The sequence below is a fragment of the Paenibacillus oryzisoli genome (assembly GCF_001653565.1).
Taxonomy (GTDB): Bacteria; Bacillota; Bacilli; order Paenibacillales; family NBRC-103111; genus Paenibacillus_E; species Paenibacillus_E oryzisoli.
Map to the genome: position 1 here is coordinate 55,044 of NZ_LYPB01000043.1, position 15,506 is coordinate 70,549.

A 15,506-nucleotide genomic window follows, 5' to 3' on the forward strand; every position below is an offset into this window, starting at 1 on the left:
AGCTCTTCCTCCGAAAAGCTTGCGCTGTCAGCATAAGCTTGCAAACGCAACTATTCCGGTCTAACCAAAAATAAAGGTTGTCCATATTCAACGAGCTGTCCATTCTCAACGAGAACTTCAACAATCTCGCCTTTTACTTCTGCTTCTATTTCATTCATTAGTTTCATAGCTTCCACAATACAAACAACACTCTTATCCGTTACTTTAGAGCCAACGCTTACGAACGGCGCTGATCCTGGAGAAGCGGATTGATAGAATGTTCCTACCATCGGAGATACGATCTTATGTAAAGATGAATCCTCTTGCTTGGCTTGTCCGCTAGCAGGTACGGGTGCTTCAAGTGCAGCTGCTGGCGCTGAATTTGTGTAGTTGGGTTGAGCAATCGGTGCGTATGTGTGTTGAACTGGAGCGGATACATAAAGAGGCTCCGCTTTATTCGGTTTACGAATTGAAAGGCGTGCACCTTCATTTTCAATTTCAAGTTCTTGTAAAGAGGATTGATCGACGAGTTTAATTAACTCTTTGATTTCACTCAATTTAAACATTCAAGTCACTCCTTTAGACGTTGGTGAATCCTTTAAAAAATGCGTTTTCATAGCCGCAACGTATGTATTATACCCATAAACGAACGAAATGGAAAGAGTCCAGTTTATTCGGACCCTTTCCACTATCCATTTGTGAAGCACAAACTTCACTAGAATCCTTACGGACGCACGTATTGGATCTTGATATTTTCTGGCATAGCACCCAATTCTTTCACTACCATGTCAACGATGGAAACACCTTGGCTTTTCTCCAATTTATCAGCTTGAACCGTCACCTTCCATTTGTTACCATCTTGATTAATGACCGCTTGCGGGAAATCTTGAATTAGAAGATCTTGTAGATTTTCAATTTTATCTTGCAGATCGGACAAGGCCGACAAATCATTCGTTGCTTTAGCCACTGCTTCAGGTGTTTTCTTCGAATCCAAAATGATCGTCATCAGATCTGTGGAAACTTTGCTGAAGTAGTTGTTTTGTTTCACTTGTTCATTCGTGAAGTAGTCGTTTGCACTCGTCGTTTTGGCTTGTTCTTCTACTTGTTTCAGCACTTGATCATCTGTTTTGGATGTTGCTGGTTTGCTTGCATCTTTTGTCGTAGTTTTGGAGTTATCTTGTGTAGTCGTTGCTTTAGCGTCTGTTTTTGTAGAAGTTTGCGGCGTTGTTGCTTTCGTGTCGGATTGTGTACTTGTGCCAGATGTTGCTTTCACATCCGTTTTCGCACCTGTAACTGGATCCACTTGTGTCATATCAATCTTCACTTCTTGCGATTGCGTGACGGCGTCTGACGATGCCAGATCGAGCTTATTGACGTCCTCCGTAAATAGATAATACGCGGAGAGCACCACCATCAAGCTGAGCATCGAAACGAGCCAAATTGTTTGTCTTTTTGCATTCATTGTTTATTCCTCCTTAGAATAGTTAGATAATTTAAATGAATTAATTCCCTGTTTTGCGCGGCAAAATGGAAATTTTACCCGCTTGGACATCCATTCCACGCTCAACGGCTTCCATGATCATCTTCTTCACCGTGAGATTCTCTGCGCCTTTCGCAACAACAATGACACCTCTTATTTTGGGTTTAATGTATTTGAGCACAAGCGGTTTCTGGTCACCTGATACTTGATAAACAACGACTTCACCACTTCGCGTTACCTGGGATATGTTGCGTGTTGCTCCACCATTGTCGCGTTCTGTCGTCATGGTCTGATTATCGTTATAATTTTTGTCGACGGTCATTTCTTCCGTAGATTCAATGGTAACGAGTACTTCCACTTCGCCAACACCGACAATTTGTTGCAGGATGCTTTTCAGTTGGTCTCCGTAAGCTTGTTCATAATCATGAAAGCTTGCGTTTTCCTTCGATGTGCTTCCCGCAAAGGTTTCCTTACTTTCCGCTGGGGGAGACGCTCTGCCTGTGCCAATGGGATCCAGATCTTTGACATTTATAAATGTGTTGATAATCATTAGCGCAGCTCCTAAAAGCCCAACCATGATGACCCAAAGCAACGTATTCTTACGCTTAGGTCCACCTGGCCCGCCGCCGAATTTGTGCTCCATCCATTGCAGCAATGTTCCCATCGATTCACCTCGCCATCCATCCTTTGCTTTGTACGGTTTCGATCTCGATTGAGGCAGGATCTACAGACCAATTCTTTACAATATCACGTTTGAGTCGATCCTTTTCTTGTTCGCTAGGTTGCGATTTAAGGTTTGACTGCAAGTCACCTTGAGCCATTGTTTGACGATCTTGCACTACCGCGGCAGCTCCAATTTTGATGGGATCTACGGGCTTCACTGGCTCCATCGCAGCAATACTCCTACTTTTGACTGTCTCTTGTTTCTTCGCCTCTATATCATCAAGGGTCACCTTTACATTCGTAATGGTGGGTTTCCCATTATTGTCTACCTGCACCTGAACTTGTACCTCCTGAATTGACCATTCCGTTTGTTTCTGCAAGTCCTCTTTCATCAATCCGGCCAATTGCGATTGTACGATTTGCTGCGTTTTCTTTCGTTCCCCTTCTTGAATCGCATTGGCATCCTTCGTAATGGCTGCCAATGACTTCATTTGTGTTTGATTACCGCCATAACCACCTGCAAGCATCACTTTCTCATTCTGCTCCTTCTCTGCTCGACTGAGCAGCTGATCCAAATTCCAATCCCTCTGGAACAGCTGAAGCACAGGGGTTAGCAGGGTAAGTAAAATGAATAAACTTAAGACTGTCTTCACATACCGCTGCATGGTATTGCTTGGAAGCAGTAGATCAACAAACGTCGCAAGCATAATGACCATAATGACCGTTTTCAGCCATCCTGCTAACCAATCCATCGCGGGACTCCTTTCACCTCATCATGACGGAGACATTGCTAATTGTGATCATGATAGTTAGGGCAAGAAAAAACATTAAGCTTACTGCCGCTAAAGCTGCAAACACATAAATCAAGCTTTTGCCTATCGTTTGTAGACAAGCAATAATTGGGCTATCTCCTAGTGGCTGCATCAATGCTGCTGATAAGTTGTAAATAAAAGCTAGCGTTAAGATTTTGATCGCTGGAAACGCGCACAAGAGAACGAGAATAACAACGCCAACGAGTCCTATTGCATTTTTGACAAGTAAAGATGCACCAATTACCGTTTCTGTTGCGTCCGAGAACAGACGTCCTACAACAGGAACGAAATTCCCGGTTATGTACTTAGCTGTTCGAATCGCTACCCCATCTCTAACTGCACCAGCTGTTCCTTGAATAGAAATGACACCGAGAAAGACCGTTACGAACACGCCTAACATACTTAAACTGACGGTGCGCAGCAGATTTGCCAACTGGGTAACCTTAAACTTGTCGCTAAGCGAGCTAACGATGTGGAGCACTGCTGAGAAAAACAAGAGTGGGAATACAAACACATAAATCGCCGTTCCCACGGAGTGAATCATGAACACGATCAGAGGATGCAGGATAGCCACGGATGTCACATTGCCCATAGATGCTAATAAAGTTAGTAACAATGGCATGATGGCGAACATGAATTGAATCATCGACGATATGGCTGTCTTGGCGTACCCGATCGCAACGCTGAAGCTGTTGATGGCAATGATAATCAGTACCATATACGTGATCGTGTATCCAAGCTTGCTTACCGTATTTCGTTCAAATGAGCTCTGCAGCGTCTCCAAAATCATGCTAAAGACTGTCAACACAACAATGGAAGCGAGTAACTTGCCGTTGATGATAATTTCATGAAATACATAGCTCAGAAGCCCTTTAAAAATACTCTTCATGCTAATGCCCTTGGTCCCAAGAAGAAGTTCCATGAAGGTCGGAGGTTTGCTTTCTGGGAAATACCCGCCATATTCCTTCATCAACTTATCCCAATACTGCTCGACTGGCTCTGTATTCAAGCGGTTCGCTTGTTCCTGGATAATCATATCTGTAGGTGATTCAGCAGTTAAGGAACCCGACAAACCGAGCCAGAGACCCATCGATATTATGAATACTAAAATCCACCTGTTGTTCAGCTTCTGGTGCGAATAAAGTAGGTGCATGCGTGTCACTCCTTAGGTGAATCTTCTAAGCAGGGAGCAGTTTAACCACAGTTTCGATAATGACCGTGATAATCGGTATCGCCATAACCATAATGAGGACCTTGCCCGATAATTCAATTTTGGATGCGATGGAATCTTGGCCGGCATCTCTGACGATCTGTGCGCCAAACTCCGCGATGTAGGCAACGCCGATTATTTTCAGAATCGTTTTGAGAAAAACAAGGTTCACATTGGACTTCACTGCCAAGTCCTCTAGGACTCCGATAACCGATGAAATCTTGCCTATTAAGAATAAGAAAATGACGATCCCTGTAAAAGCAGCTAATAAAAAGGCGAACATGGGCTTCTGCTCCTTGATAATGAGCGTCAAAATCGTGACGATGAGTCCTAGACCTACGATTTGGATGATTTCCATCAGACCACCTCATTGGAATAGGAAAATAGTTTTAATTTCTTTAAACAAGTTATCCAGCATACTGACGACCATAAAAAGTACGACCACGAAGCCTATGACCGTAACCCAGTGTGCCATATCCTCTTTTCCCATCTGCTTCAGCACCGAATGGATCATCGCGATGATGATTCCAATGCCGGCAATTTGGAAAATGGCGTTCACATCTACATTCATTCCTGGCACCTCACTCCGCCTTCAAGGAACTTGTCATGCAGGGATTCATGATCCCCACTAATACATTAAAATCACGACTAACGCTCCGATTAGGACGCCCAGGCTCTTCCACATTTTCTCGTAGCGTTGCTGTTCATCTCTGGCATCGGTTTCTTCCGATTGGAGTTGACTAATCGCGAGCCGTAAATGCTTGATTTGATCACTACGATCCGAAAGTCCTAGCACAGGTCCTAGCCCAAGAATTACTTCTTGTTCAGCTTGCCTCATCGAGGTTCTCGCCCAGACTTCTTTGACTGTCTTCTGCCACAGATCCTTGGTCGACTCCCCGTTACTTCCCAGTAATCGTTCAGACATTAATCGAAATAAGGTAGAAAGAGGATCAGCAACTTGCTTGCTTAGCGAAGCGAACGCTTCAGGAAGCGGCGTCAGGGCATAGGCAATTTCTGTTTCCATTCTTCCTAAGGCGCTAATTAATCCTCGTATTTGCTTAGGTCGCCTTACATAGTGGGCAGCCTGCATAAACCCATACATGGAAGCTGCACCGAAGATGAGAACTCCTCCAACAAATTTCAGCATGCGCATCGTCCTTTGCTTTGGTCATCCATCTCCCATTGGTTTACCCTCATGATCCAAGATTCGAAAGGAAGCAGAAGCTCCTTTTCTTCGCTGCAGGATCACATATTTCGTAAATACACCTGTCCCTATCAACTCCCTAAGTACCGGTCGTCTACGAACGTCTTCGTAACTTGCTCCATGTGCTGTCGCTAGAACGCGGATACCTGTGTGAATAGCTTCATGAATCGCATCAGCGTCCTCGCTTCGACCAATCTCATCTACAATGAGCACCTCAGGTGACAATGAGCGAATCATCATCATCATCCCTTCTGCCTTGGGACAACCATCCAACACGTCTGTTCGAGGTCCTAAGTCGAATTTCGGAACACCTTTGACACATGCAGCTAATTCGGAGCGTTCATCAACGATGCCTACTTTTTTACCGATTAGCGTGCTATTCCTAGCCCCCCACTCACCTCGGCTAATCAGTCTGGCCAAATCACGAATCAAGGTTGTCTTTCCTTGCTGGGGCGGTGAAATGATCAAGGTATGATGAATGTTTCCCATGTTCTGATCAATTAGATAGGGTAATATCCCCTGTCCCACACCTTGTATTTCGCGCGCGATTCGAATATTAAAGGAACTCACATCGCGTATTTGTTTCACTTGCCCCTGATCAAGAATCGTGCGCCCAGCAAGTCCCACTCGATGACCGCCTGAAACAGTGATGTAGCCTCTCCGAAGTTCTTCTTCAAAGGTATACAACGAATGATTCGTAAGGGTCTCAAGGAGTGTCATACAATCTTGCCTAGACGGTTTGTATGCCAAAGCTTCTTGGGTAACCATTTCCCCGCGTTCACTAATGAAGGCATATCGGTCAGCCCAACTAATTTCAAGGGGACGTGACTCTCTCACTCTGATTTCTTCCACACTAGCTTGTACGTTCGGAGGAAGTTCGCTCAGCATGAATCGGATGTTCTGCGGCAACAAATGTGAAATACTCGCTAGCATTGGGAGACAGCCCTCCAAGTTGTCCAGTCTTCTATATTTATTTCTATGCTTACTAGAAAGAAATATGACCGATTACTTTTTAATAATCCCAATGAACAAACAACTGACGCCAGCTATGATCCACAACATCTTTCCATAGGAAAGCTTGTCAGCTACGCCTACCAATCCGATTGTGGTCGTAGTTAATAGTACTAGAGGACCTACTAGTGCTAGAGCTGAATTCACCAGCAGCGCCTTCTCGATCGTTGCCAACCTGAGCATGAGAATAGCAGCAATGATTTCGATACTCCCTGACATCAACCGCAAGGAAGCCATCGTGACTACGATTTTGTTCATCAATTCCTACACCTCCCGAATGAATGTATAGCACCTGCGAGCGAAGCAGTGTATTTCAGCGTCATATCGTGCTTCGAAAGCACTCGCTTTTCCCTACCTTATGCGAGCTCGTCTCATTTTAGGCATGCTGGGCACCTCCATTTGTGCTCATGCATATGCTGTACACATAATTGATCCTTCGAAGGACAGTGAGGAGAAATACCGATGGAAGTGACCTCTCAATTAAAATGGAACCCGATTCTAGCCGACCCTACAGGAAAAAGGCAACTCAAACCAAGAACGTTAGGGAAAACGATGGTGATGGATAAGGGACTTGGCATGCTTGCCTTTCAGGATTTGCTTCAAACCTCCAGTAACCATGTGGATATGATCAAACTTGGATTCGGCACTTCACCGCTTTATCCACAATCTGTTCTGCAAAGCAAAATAAACCTAGCGAAAGAGAATAACATTCTCATCTACCCGGGAGGTACTTTTCTAGAAGTTGCGGTAACTCAGAATGCGGTAGATTCGTTTTTTGACATGATACTTGCACTTGGCTTTAATGGCATTGAAGTGTCCGATGGCACCATTCAAATGGATCGTAGACAGCGGAATAAGTTAATAGCCAGAGGTATAGATGAAGGATTAGAAGTCGTTACGGAGTATGGCAAAAAAGGATGGGGTTCCTCCATTGAGTTAGCAGAATTGATTGATACCGTCTTAATTGATACGGAATTAGGCGCTTCCCTTGTTACGATTGAGGCCCGTGAATCCGGCATAGGTGTTGGTATTTTCGACGGGGAAGGGAAATGCAAAGATGAGGAATTGCATAGTGTGATGACTTCCATTTCAGGTAATAAGCTCTTATGGGAAGCACCGCTCAAAACCCAACAAGTGCACCTGATTAACTCCCTCGGTCCAGATATTCATTTGGGCAATATTTCCCCAGACGAAGTCATCGCACTAGAAGCGTTGAGGAGAGGACTCCGTTCTGACACGTTGTTGTCCTTAGGTAAGAAATAAAGTGAAACCTATAAAGTCTATATTTGCAGAAAGGATTAGCACATGCATATCGAGGTGATCGCCAACATCGGCGAAGCAAGAAGTGACGAGTTTCTCCATAAAACCGTCATTGTCATTGATGTTTTACGTGCGACAAGCACAATTATCACCGCTTTAATGAATGGAAGTCGGGGTGTAGTCCCTGTCGATACGGTTATTAAAGCAAAGGAATTGGCGAAAGAGGACGATTTGTTGGGCGGAGAACGGTATTGCAAAAAAATTCCTGGTTTTGATTTCGGCAACTCGCCGCTTGAGTACACACGTGAAGCCGTACATGGCAAACGTATCATCTTAACGACGACCAATGGCACAAGAGGGATTCAAAAAGCAATAAAAGCCGACCGGGTACTTGCCGGCGCTATTATTAATGGTAGGGCTTCTGCATTGGCTGCTATCGAACTTAAACGGGACACGGTGATTGTATGTGCGGGGACACAAGATGTGTTCTCTTTGGAAGACGGAATTTGTGCTGGCCTCATTCTTGATGAAATCGCAGATCTACTGGGTGAGCCGCATATGATAACGAACGACTTTGGTTTAGCGATGCGCGGTTGCTATCTCGAAGCGAAGTCTCACTTATTCGAAACGATACTGGCTTGCAGCAATGGGAAGAAAATGAAAAAATCTGGCTTCCTCGCGGATGTTGAACTTTGTTCAAAGATGAATCTAACGGATTGCGTGCCCGTTCTGGAACACGATCAGATGGTTCCTTATGGTCGCTAGTCCCCCTTACCATGCGTTCTAAATACAAGCCCCTCTCATAAACTTAAATGACGACGATGAGGACAAGGGGTTATGTATATGAATGGGGATATGCTCTTAGTTATCTTAATTATCATTGGACTTATCGGCCGCTCGCCGATCATTACAACTGCGGCTTGTCTTTTACTTGCCATTAAGCTGATTGGTCTAGATCGTTATTTCCCTACCATGGAGCGAAGAGGTCTCGAGCTTGGTTTACTGTTTCTGACCATCGGTGTTTTGATTCCATTTGCAAGTGACCGCATTTCGATGAAGGATATTCTCTCCGTCTTCACAACATGGCCTGGCATCATTGCCCTCATAGGCGGTGCTATAGCTACCTATATGAATGGAAAAGGGTTGGAGTTACTAAAAGTAGACCCACAATTAATTGTGGGTCTTGTCCTTGGTTCTATATTCGGAATCTTATTTATGCGCGGTATTCCGGTAGGTCCACTAATGGCTGCCGGAATAACGGCATTTCTATTGAAGCTCGCCTATTTCATTGCGGACAAATTCCACTAATATATTCCCAATTATCTACGATCTTCTGGTCCACCAACGAAAGCTTGCTCCGCTGTATCTAAACCGTATGCTGTGTGAAGTGCACGGATTACATCTGTCAAATTCGTATTGTCAATAACACAAGACATTTTAATCTCTGATGTACTAACCAATGAGATCGTAATACCAAGGTCAGAAATAACTTTGAACATCGTAGCCGCAACACCTGGAGAGCTAACCATACCCGCTCCAACGATTGAAACTTTAACAAGATCAACTTCGGAGGTTACTTCACGGAAACCAACTTCAGCACGAATTTGTTCAATGACATCTAACGCTTTCTCACGATCCGCCAATGTCGTTGTGAAAGAGAAATCCGCAGATCCGTTAATCACACCGCTCTGAACGATAATGTCCACATCAATTTGCACTTCAGCAAGCGCTAAGAAAACTTTCGCAAGCTGACCTGGTTTCTCAGGAACACCCAGAATACTAATTCTTGCTACATTTTTGTCATATGCGATGCCACGAACGACGATTCCTTGCTCCATCACTGCTTCCTCCTTCACATTGGTGCCTTCATTGTAATTAAAGCTAGAACGTACCACGAGGGTCACGTTGTAATTTTTCGCGTATTCCACTGCACGAGGATGAAGGACTGCAGCCCCAAGATTAGCAAGCTCCAACATTTCATCATAGGAAATCTCAGCAAGCTTTCTAGCTACTTTCACAATCCGAGGATCCGTTGAATAGATACCATCCACATCGGTGTAAATTTCGCAAAGATCTGCTTTGATTGCTGCAGCAAGTGCAACTGCTGTTGTATCCGAGCCGCCGCGGCCGAGCGTTGTAATCTCACCAGCTTCCGTCATCCCTTGGAAACCAGCAACGATGACAACATTCCCTTGCTGGGTCGCATTAAGGACACGATGAGGCTGAATATCAGAAATTCTCGCTTTTCCGTGTACGGGCTCCGTATAAATGCCACTTTGCCACCCCGTGTACGAAACCGCTCCTTCACCAAGATTATGTATGGCCATCGATAAAAGCGCTACGGAAACTTGCTCGCCAGTCGACAATAACATATCCATTTCACGAGCCGGAGGGGCTCCATCGTAAATTTGCTTGGACAAGTCGATTAAATCATCCGTTGTATCACCCATCGCAGAAACGACAACTACACAGCTGTGACCAGCCCGTTTACGCTCTACAATTCTTTTTGCTACTCGTTTCATTCGCTCCGCATCACCGACAGAGCTACCGCCAAATTTCATCACTATAAGAGACAAAGCTGACCCACTCCTAACGCATACTAGTGCATAACAATTCAATATTATAGCATACAAAAGCTTGGCTGTGGTAAGAAAAGAAAAAAAGCCTTCCAGACCCCAGAGAGTCAGAAAGGCTTATCCCATTAGTTGCTTGCGCGTGAAAGATATTTGCCATCATCTGTATCAACGGAAAGAACATCGCCTTCGTTAATGAACAGCGGCACCATAACATTAAGACCTGTTTCCACTTTAGCATTTTTCAAAGCACCTTGTGCTGTGTTTCCTTTTACGCTTGCATCTGTTTCAACAACTTTCAAGTCAACGCTCTTCGGAAGGTTAATCCCTAGAATTTCGCCTTGATAGCTCATGATCTTGATGTTCATGTTTTCTTTCAGGAAGTTCAATTCCCATTTCAATTGTTCGTGGGAAAGCGAAATTTGATCATAAGTCTCTGTATCCATGAACGTGTAATCGTCGCCAGCTGCATACAAGTATTGCATTTCACGGTTTTCGATGTGAGCACGTCCAACGTTCTCACCCGCACGGAACGTACGCTCAACGGTATTGCCGTTACGCAGGTTTTTGAGCTTGGAGCGCACGAATGCAGCGCCTTTACCCGGTTTAACGTGTTGGAAATCCAGAACTGTGAAAATATCATGCTCAACTTCAATCGTAAGACCTGTCTTAAAATCGTTTACTGATATCACTTGTAAATCCCTCCGCTAGTCAATGATAAGAAAATCTTTGGTAGAATGTGTAAGTATTTTAATGCCGGTCTCAGTAATTACTACGTCATCCTCAATTCGTACTCCGCCAAAATCAGGGAGATAAATACCAGGTTCAACAGTAACAACCATACCAGGAGTTAAAATCATATCTTCGGTTTTCGACACACGTGGAGATTCGTGTACTTCCATCCCCAGCCCATGTCCGGTCCCGTGACCGAAATAATCGCCATAGCCCCGCTTCACGATCACATCGCGTGCGAATGCATCGCCTTCTCTGCCCGTAATGCCCGGTTTCAAATTGGCCAAACAATTCAACTGAGCTTCCAGCACAATGTCATAAATTTCTTTATGTTTATCTGTTGGCTTCCCTAGCATAACCGTTCTAGTGATGTCAGAGCAATAACCTTTATAATACGCTCCAAAATCCAATTTGACAAACTCGTTTCCTTGGAGAATGCGATCACTTGCTTTACCGTGTGGTAACGCTGAACGCTCACCAGATGCTACGATCGTCTCAAAGGATGTAGAAGTGCCTCCGTTCTTACGAATAAACACTTCAATTTCAAGTGCGATATCCAACTCTTTGACACCCGGTTTAATGAAGTTAAGAATATGTGAGAAGGTTTGATCAGCCAGGTCAGCCGCTTCTTGCATCACTTGCAGCTCAGCTTCATCTTTCACCATTCGAATCACTTCAACAAGTCTTGAAGTCGGTACAAATTCAATACCTGACAGTCCCTGCTGATAATTGATGAAATCACCATAAGTCACGTCGCTTTGCTCGAAACCAAGCTTCGTGATCCCTTGCTGCACCAAGAGTTCTCTTATTGACTCAATCGCCTTGGCTTTATGTTCTACCACTTCAAACAGTGGAGCTTGTTGCGGCGCTTGTGTCATATAACGGAAATCGGTTAATAAAATGGCACGGTCTAGCGTAATAAATACATAGCCAGATGAACCGGTGAAACCAGATACATATGTACGGTTATATGCGTTCGTGATGAGTAGTGCTGGTAAATCCTGCTGCTGCATAGCCTCGCGAAGACGTTCAATACGTTTCTCCTGCATCGAAATCACCATTCCTTCTTAAAGTTTTGCTAGAGCAAAACGAACTACGTAAGCATTTGCTTACAGATGGGGTAGTAAAGCTCGTAAACCAAGTGCATAGCTATCTGCGCCAAATCCACAGATCTGACCAATTACGACGGGTGCAATGACCGAATGATGACGAAATTCTTCACGTTTATGAATATTCGAAATATGAACCTCTACCGTTGGCAATTGGACCGTAGATATTGCATCGCGAATCGCATAGCTATAATGCGTGAAGGCACCCGGGTTCATTAGAATGCCATCTTTTGTTCCATAGGCTTCGTGAATTTTGTCGATAATCTCGCCTTCATGGTTAGATTGGAAGCATTCCAGTTCAAGCGAGAGCTCGGCTCCAAGCTTCTGCAAACCTTCTATGATGGTTGTAAGTGTCATGGTTCCATATACACCAGGTTCACGTATGCCAAGCATATTCAAATTCGGACCATTCAAAACTAGAACCCTTTTCAATAGGAAATCCTCCCGCGACAATCGTCATAGGCAACTAGCTCGATAGGGCTAATTAACCTTTGATATTTTACCATAACTTTCATGTCTTGGGTATAGCCTCTGTCGTTCTTGCGCTTGTATATTCAATGGCAATCGAATACCCAATAAACATCCCCCACACGAGGAACAAACAAGCATCACTGATAATCGTATTGAGCTCTAATTCCGTTATCCAGTACACCATACCCGTAATTGGCCCTACAATCAGATAAATAATTGCCCACCATAGAGCACCATAGCCTATCCCCCAGAAAGGACTGCGCAATTTCGACATCGTGACCATGTAGATGAAGGCAGCAAATATCGAGAATAACGCAAACACGATCCAACCCAAGAAAAGTCCGATCCACGTATTGAAAAAATCATGTTTGAAAAAAGGTTCAACAAGAAAACCAATCCCTATCGTTGTGAACTTAAAGTAGTGCTCAACGATTTTGAGGGCACCCCATATTAGTCCGGCAAAAAAACCGATATATAGCACAAATACCCAACGATTCGTCTGTTTTTTCTGTGAGCTATGCGCACTTGTCATCAACGATCTTCCTTTCTCAACCGATAAGGCTTGTCTTTTCACTGGCAATCATAGTATGTTCTGTCGCAATCGGTAGCATTCAACAGTTGAATCCGTTACAATAAGAAAGTGAGTAACTGAATTCGAGAAAGATGAGAAGGTGAATCTTGTGGCAGAACAAAACAGTATATACGGAGGACAAGCCGTCATCGAGGGCGTCATGTTCGCAGGAAGAAATGTGCATGTAACCGCTGTGCGCAAAAAAGACGGTTCCCTTGATTTTCTAGAAGTACCCAAGAAAGTAACTCCATGGGTTCAAGGCCTTAAGAAGATTCCTTTCATTCGGGGAATTGTTGGTATTATCGAATCAAGTGCCAAAGGTGCACAGCATCTGAATTTCTCCGCTGAGTCATTCGCGGAGCAAGAAGGCGATGCTGACACAACGAAGAAAGAAGAGAAGGGCGGTATTTTCTCTAGCATATCCATGGTTTTAGGTGTTGCTTTCGTCGGTGTCCTTTCCTTTTTATTCGGAAAATTCATCTTCACTTTAGTTCCCGCTATTATTGAACAGTTTTTGTTTCAAAATGTATTTAGCAATCAGATTCTTCATAATCTTATAGAAGGTGTTATCAAAATTATTTTGCTGGTGGGATATATTTACTTCATCTCACTGACACCTATGATTCGGAGATTGTTTCAATATCATGGCGCAGAGCATAAAGTGATCAGCGCTTATGAGGCTGGTATGGAATTAACCGTAAGCAATGTACAAAAGTTCAATACCCTTCATTACCGTTGTGGAAGCAGCTTTATCGTATTTACCGTTTTGATCGGAGTTGTCATCTACTCTTTCCTTCACTATGACGGCATGGTCGAACGTATTGTGCAGCGTTTAATTTTGTTGCCTTTAGTGATCGGTGTTTCTTATGAGGTACTGCGTTTTACGAACTCCCTTCGTGATGTACCTGTTCTTCGTTATCTAGGTTACCCTGGTCTTTGGCTTCAATTATTGACAACCAAAGAACCGGAAGACAGCCAAGTCGAAGTTTCCATTGCATCTTTTAACCGCATGTTAGAAGCGGAAAAACGAATTATGGAGGGACGGGCATGAGAAGAAAGTTTTCTCCGATTGAAATTGCCATAGGCGTTTTAATTGCAATAGGCTTGCTCGCTAATTTCAGATTTTTTCTCATTCCAATATTTGTACTTGGCGTCATTTTTCTTCTGTACAAATTCCCACCTTCCCGTTGGAAGAAACCTTCCGTGCCTCGTGGAGCTGAAAGAGGGAAAACGAAGAACGCGAAATTCCGCGTTATCAACGGCACCAAAGATTCCGATAAGGATGATTTCCCGAAATACCATTAAACCAAAGATTTATGTGGAGGTCTCATCACATATTTCTCATAATTTTCTTCATAGGTGCTGGCAGACCAACTTTTGAAGTAGGCTTTTGCCGCCAAGTAGCCCGACTCATACAGCGACATGCTTAATTCTTTGGAGATGGTGAATTGTGTGTTCCCAACGCCTAATGTAGGAATTTTCACGGTTCGGAAGCGATTCTTCTGTTCAATGTAACGCTCATCATGTGCACTCAGCATTGTACTGAAAAGCGCCTCTAGCATCGTAATAGGTCCGCGGATTGTATGTGTTGGCGTATCACTCTTTCCAACAAGTTGGAAGCCAATAACAGGAATGAGCTTGGCACGCGGCATTTCATTGTCGAATACCCATAGTGGGAAGTTGCTTAGCAAACCGCCATCCACGATATAATTAAACTGCTCTGAGAACGGCTTAGCCTTCTCGGAGCTTTTTATATTGCGCCGAATTCGAACAGGGTCGAAGAAATAGGGGATGCTCGTGCTCATCCTTACGGCTTTGGCAATAGAAAGCTTGCCAGGTTCAATGCCGTATTGCGCTATATCATTGGGCAGAACCAATAGCTTGCCCTGCGTGATATCTGAAGCAATGATACGAAGCTGGTTGGGTCGAAGATCCCCAAACGTACGAACGCCTTTTGCCGCAAGTTGTTGGTTAACCCAATGTTCCAAGGCTTCTCCGGAATATAGTCCTTTTTTGATCAACAAGCGTGCCGCGGGTCCAATGATCTTCGTATTGAAAATAGGAGAACGTTGCATAAACGACTTGAAGGGCGCTCTAAGGATTAACTCCCTCATCTCTTCTCCAGTATAGCCAGCTGCCAACAAAGCCGCTACAATCGATCCAGAGCTTGTACCTGCGACATTATGGAAGGTATATCCTTGTTCAATGGCCGCACTGACACCACCCGCCAAAGCAATCCCTTTGACACCCCCGCCTTCAAACACGCCGTTTATCTTCATCCCCTGCATCCTCCCATAGCTCTATTTCGTAGGGCTTCATAGGTATGTATGCGAGAGCAGTTTGTTTGTATTCTAGAGTAAAGGGCTGAAATATTTCAGCCCCTCCTCATCAAACCGTACGTCAGACTGTCTAACAACTGATTTCTGAGCAC

The 15,506-nt window shown here is 44.2% G+C and carries 21 protein-coding genes; 5 read left to right on the forward strand and 16 right to left on the reverse strand.

Going from position 1 to position 15,506, the window contains the following annotated elements; all coding sequences use genetic code 11:
- Window positions 1–50: 50 nt before the first annotated feature.
- The 10 genes from accB to A8708_RS02840 all read right to left on the reverse strand — a co-directional run bounded on the left by accB (window position 51) and on the right by A8708_RS02840 (window position 6,617).
- On the reverse strand, window positions 51–545 hold the full coding sequence (accB, locus tag A8708_RS02795; RefSeq protein ID WP_068661995.1) for an acetyl-CoA carboxylase biotin carboxyl carrier protein: 495 nt from the start codon (window positions 543–545) through the stop codon (window positions 51–53).
- 158 nt (window positions 546–703) lie between these two features.
- A complete protein-coding gene (locus tag A8708_RS02800; protein WP_068661996.1) occupies window positions 704–1,441 on the reverse strand; it encodes a SpoIIIAH-like family protein in 738 nt (245 codons plus the stop codon).
- 40 nt (window positions 1,442–1,481) lie between these two features.
- Window positions 1,482–2,123 carry a stage III sporulation protein AG gene (spoIIIAG, locus tag A8708_RS02805; RefSeq protein WP_068661997.1) on the reverse strand — a complete coding sequence of 214 codons (642 nt, stop codon included), beginning with the start codon at window positions 2,121–2,123 and terminating at the stop codon, window positions 1,482–1,484.
- A 4-nt stretch (window positions 2,124–2,127) separates the two neighbouring features.
- Window positions 2,128–2,874: a stage III sporulation protein AF gene (gene spoIIIAF / locus A8708_RS02810; protein WP_068661998.1), complete on the reverse strand. Its 747-nt coding sequence runs from the start codon at window positions 2,872–2,874 to the stop codon at window positions 2,128–2,130.
- A 13-nt stretch (window positions 2,875–2,887) separates the two neighbouring features.
- The gene (gene spoIIIAE, locus A8708_RS02815; protein WP_068661999.1) at window positions 2,888–4,087 is read right to left on the reverse strand and encodes a stage III sporulation protein AE; all 1,200 of its coding nucleotides are present in this window, start codon (window positions 4,085–4,087) and stop codon (window positions 2,888–2,890) included.
- Window positions 4,088–4,112: 25 nt separating this feature from the next.
- Window positions 4,113–4,502 (reverse strand): stage III sporulation protein AD, encoded by a 390-nt coding sequence (gene spoIIIAD, locus A8708_RS02820; RefSeq protein WP_057312229.1) that lies wholly within the window; start codon window positions 4,500–4,502, stop codon window positions 4,113–4,115.
- A 9-nt stretch (window positions 4,503–4,511) separates the two neighbouring features.
- Window positions 4,512–4,715, reverse strand: coding sequence for a stage III sporulation protein AC (spoIIIAC, locus tag A8708_RS02825; protein WP_056614718.1), 204 nt, complete (start codon window positions 4,713–4,715; stop codon window positions 4,512–4,514).
- 57 nt (window positions 4,716–4,772) lie between these two features.
- On the reverse strand, window positions 4,773–5,297 hold the full coding sequence (spoIIIAB, locus tag A8708_RS02830) for a stage III sporulation protein SpoIIIAB (RefSeq protein WP_338044171.1): 525 nt from the start codon (window positions 5,295–5,297) through the stop codon (window positions 4,773–4,775).
- Between the two features lie 15 nt (window positions 5,298–5,312).
- Window positions 5,313–6,281 (reverse strand): stage III sporulation protein AA, encoded by a 969-nt coding sequence (gene spoIIIAA / locus A8708_RS02835; protein ID WP_068662000.1) that lies wholly within the window; start codon window positions 6,279–6,281, stop codon window positions 5,313–5,315.
- A 72-nt stretch (window positions 6,282–6,353) separates the two neighbouring features.
- Window positions 6,354–6,617 carry a YqhV family protein gene (locus A8708_RS02840; RefSeq protein WP_420848521.1) on the reverse strand — a complete coding sequence of 88 codons (264 nt, stop codon included), beginning with the start codon at window positions 6,615–6,617 and terminating at the stop codon, window positions 6,354–6,356.
- A 204-nt stretch (window positions 6,618–6,821) separates the two neighbouring features.
- Here A8708_RS02840 and comA point away from each other — a divergent pair, with 204 nt between their 5' ends.
- The 3 genes from comA (at window position 6,822) to A8708_RS02855 (ending at window position 8,927) form a co-directional block, all read left to right on the forward strand.
- Complete coding sequence (comA, locus tag A8708_RS02845; RefSeq protein WP_068662002.1) at window positions 6,822–7,622, forward strand: phosphosulfolactate synthase; 801 nt, start codon at window positions 6,822–6,824, stop codon at window positions 7,620–7,622.
- A gap of 42 nt (window positions 7,623–7,664) precedes the next feature.
- The gene (locus A8708_RS02850) at window positions 7,665–8,384 is read left to right on the forward strand and encodes a 2-phosphosulfolactate phosphatase (protein ID WP_068662003.1); all 720 of its coding nucleotides are present in this window, start codon (window positions 7,665–7,667) and stop codon (window positions 8,382–8,384) included.
- A 78-nt stretch (window positions 8,385–8,462) separates the two neighbouring features.
- A complete protein-coding gene (locus A8708_RS02855; protein WP_068662014.1) occupies window positions 8,463–8,927 on the forward strand; it encodes a DUF441 domain-containing protein in 465 nt (154 codons plus the stop codon).
- A gap of 11 nt (window positions 8,928–8,938) precedes the next feature.
- On the opposite strand, the gene A8708_RS02860 is transcribed toward A8708_RS02855, so the two are convergent.
- The 5 genes from A8708_RS02860 to A8708_RS02880 all read right to left on the reverse strand — a co-directional run bounded on the left by A8708_RS02860 (window position 8,939) and on the right by A8708_RS02880 (window position 13,036).
- A complete protein-coding gene (locus tag A8708_RS02860) occupies window positions 8,939–10,195 on the reverse strand; it encodes an aspartate kinase (protein ID WP_068662004.1) in 1,257 nt (418 codons plus the stop codon).
- Between the two features lie 125 nt (window positions 10,196–10,320).
- On the reverse strand, window positions 10,321–10,884 hold the full coding sequence (gene efp / locus A8708_RS02865; protein ID WP_068662005.1) for an elongation factor P: 564 nt from the start codon (window positions 10,882–10,884) through the stop codon (window positions 10,321–10,323).
- Window positions 10,885–10,899: 15 nt separating this feature from the next.
- Complete coding sequence (locus tag A8708_RS02870; RefSeq protein ID WP_068662006.1) at window positions 10,900–11,973, reverse strand: M24 family metallopeptidase; 1,074 nt, start codon at window positions 11,971–11,973, stop codon at window positions 10,900–10,902.
- A gap of 60 nt (window positions 11,974–12,033) precedes the next feature.
- The gene (gene aroQ, locus A8708_RS02875) at window positions 12,034–12,465 is read right to left on the reverse strand and encodes a type II 3-dehydroquinate dehydratase (RefSeq protein ID WP_068662007.1); all 432 of its coding nucleotides are present in this window, start codon (window positions 12,463–12,465) and stop codon (window positions 12,034–12,036) included.
- 79 nt (window positions 12,466–12,544) lie between these two features.
- Window positions 12,545–13,036: a YqhR family membrane protein gene (locus tag A8708_RS02880; protein ID WP_068662008.1), complete on the reverse strand. Its 492-nt coding sequence runs from the start codon at window positions 13,034–13,036 to the stop codon at window positions 12,545–12,547.
- Window positions 13,037–13,235: 199 nt separating this feature from the next.
- Here A8708_RS02880 and A8708_RS02885 point away from each other — a divergent pair, with 199 nt between their 5' ends.
- Window positions 13,236–14,126 carry a DUF1385 domain-containing protein gene (locus A8708_RS02885; protein ID WP_068662015.1) on the forward strand — a complete coding sequence of 297 codons (891 nt, stop codon included), beginning with the start codon at window positions 13,236–13,238 and terminating at the stop codon, window positions 14,124–14,126.
- Window positions 14,123–14,380: a hypothetical protein gene (locus A8708_RS02890; protein WP_068662009.1), complete on the forward strand. Its 258-nt coding sequence runs from the start codon at window positions 14,123–14,125 to the stop codon at window positions 14,378–14,380. The genes A8708_RS02885 and A8708_RS02890 overlap by 4 nt, the downstream gene beginning before the upstream one ends.
- On the opposite strand, the gene A8708_RS02895 is transcribed toward A8708_RS02890, so the two are convergent.
- Window positions 14,377–15,354, reverse strand: coding sequence for a patatin-like phospholipase family protein (locus tag A8708_RS02895; RefSeq protein WP_068662010.1), 978 nt, complete (start codon window positions 15,352–15,354; stop codon window positions 14,377–14,379). The two genes, A8708_RS02890 and A8708_RS02895, sit on opposite strands and share 4 nt — an antisense overlap.
- Window positions 15,355–15,506: the final 152 nt, after the last annotated feature.

Excerpts from the sequence above, each read along its gene's own strand:
- A8708_RS02895 (WP_068662010.1), bottom strand. The coding sequence starts at position 15,354 with ATGAAGATAAACGGCGTGTTTGAAGGCGGGGGTGTCAAAGGGATTGCT.
- A8708_RS02850 (WP_068662003.1), top strand. The coding sequence starts at position 7,665 with ATGCATATCGAGGTGATCGCCAACATCGGCGAAGCAAGAAGTGACGAG.
- A8708_RS02855 (WP_068662014.1), top strand. The coding sequence starts at position 8,463 with ATGAATGGGGATATGCTCTTAGTTATCTTAATTATCATTGGACTTATC.
- spoIIIAF (WP_068661998.1), bottom strand. The coding sequence starts at position 2,874 with ATGGATTGGTTAGCAGGATGGCTGAAAACGGTCATTATGGTCATTATG.
- accB (WP_068661995.1), bottom strand. The coding sequence starts at position 545 with ATGTTTAAATTGAGTGAAATCAAAGAGTTAATTAAACTCGTCGATCAA.
- A8708_RS02840 (WP_420848521.1), bottom strand. The coding sequence starts at position 6,617 with ATGAACAAAATCGTAGTCACGATGGCTTCCTTGCGGTTGATGTCAGGG.
- spoIIIAB (WP_338044171.1), bottom strand. The coding sequence starts at position 5,297 with ATGCGCATGCTGAAATTTGTTGGAGGAGTTCTCATCTTCGGTGCAGCT.
- A8708_RS02880 (WP_068662008.1), bottom strand. The coding sequence starts at position 13,036 with ATGACAAGTGCGCATAGCTCACAGAAAAAACAGACGAATCGTTGGGTA.
- spoIIIAD (WP_057312229.1), bottom strand. The coding sequence starts at position 4,502 with ATGGAAATCATCCAAATCGTAGGTCTAGGACTCATCGTCACGATTTTG.
- spoIIIAE (WP_068661999.1), bottom strand. The coding sequence starts at position 4,087 with ATGCACCTACTTTATTCGCACCAGAAGCTGAACAACAGGTGGATTTTA.
- A8708_RS02885 (WP_068662015.1), top strand. The coding sequence starts at position 13,236 with ATGTTCGCAGGAAGAAATGTGCATGTAACCGCTGTGCGCAAAAAAGAC.
- A8708_RS02800 (WP_068661996.1), bottom strand. The coding sequence starts at position 1,441 with ATGAATGCAAAAAGACAAACAATTTGGCTCGTTTCGATGCTCAGCTTG.
- A8708_RS02890 (WP_068662009.1), top strand. The coding sequence starts at position 14,123 with ATGAGAAGAAAGTTTTCTCCGATTGAAATTGCCATAGGCGTTTTAATT.
- spoIIIAC (WP_056614718.1), bottom strand. The coding sequence starts at position 4,715 with ATGAATGTAGATGTGAACGCCATTTTCCAAATTGCCGGCATTGGAATC.
- spoIIIAA (WP_068662000.1), bottom strand. The coding sequence starts at position 6,281 with ATGCTAGCGAGTATTTCACATTTGTTGCCGCAGAACATCCGATTCATG.
- A8708_RS02870 (WP_068662006.1), bottom strand. The coding sequence starts at position 11,973 with ATGCAGGAGAAACGTATTGAACGTCTTCGCGAGGCTATGCAGCAGCAG.
- comA (WP_068662002.1), top strand. The coding sequence starts at position 6,822 with ATGGAAGTGACCTCTCAATTAAAATGGAACCCGATTCTAGCCGACCCT.
- spoIIIAG (WP_068661997.1), bottom strand. The coding sequence starts at position 2,123 with ATGGGAACATTGCTGCAATGGATGGAGCACAAATTCGGCGGCGGGCCA.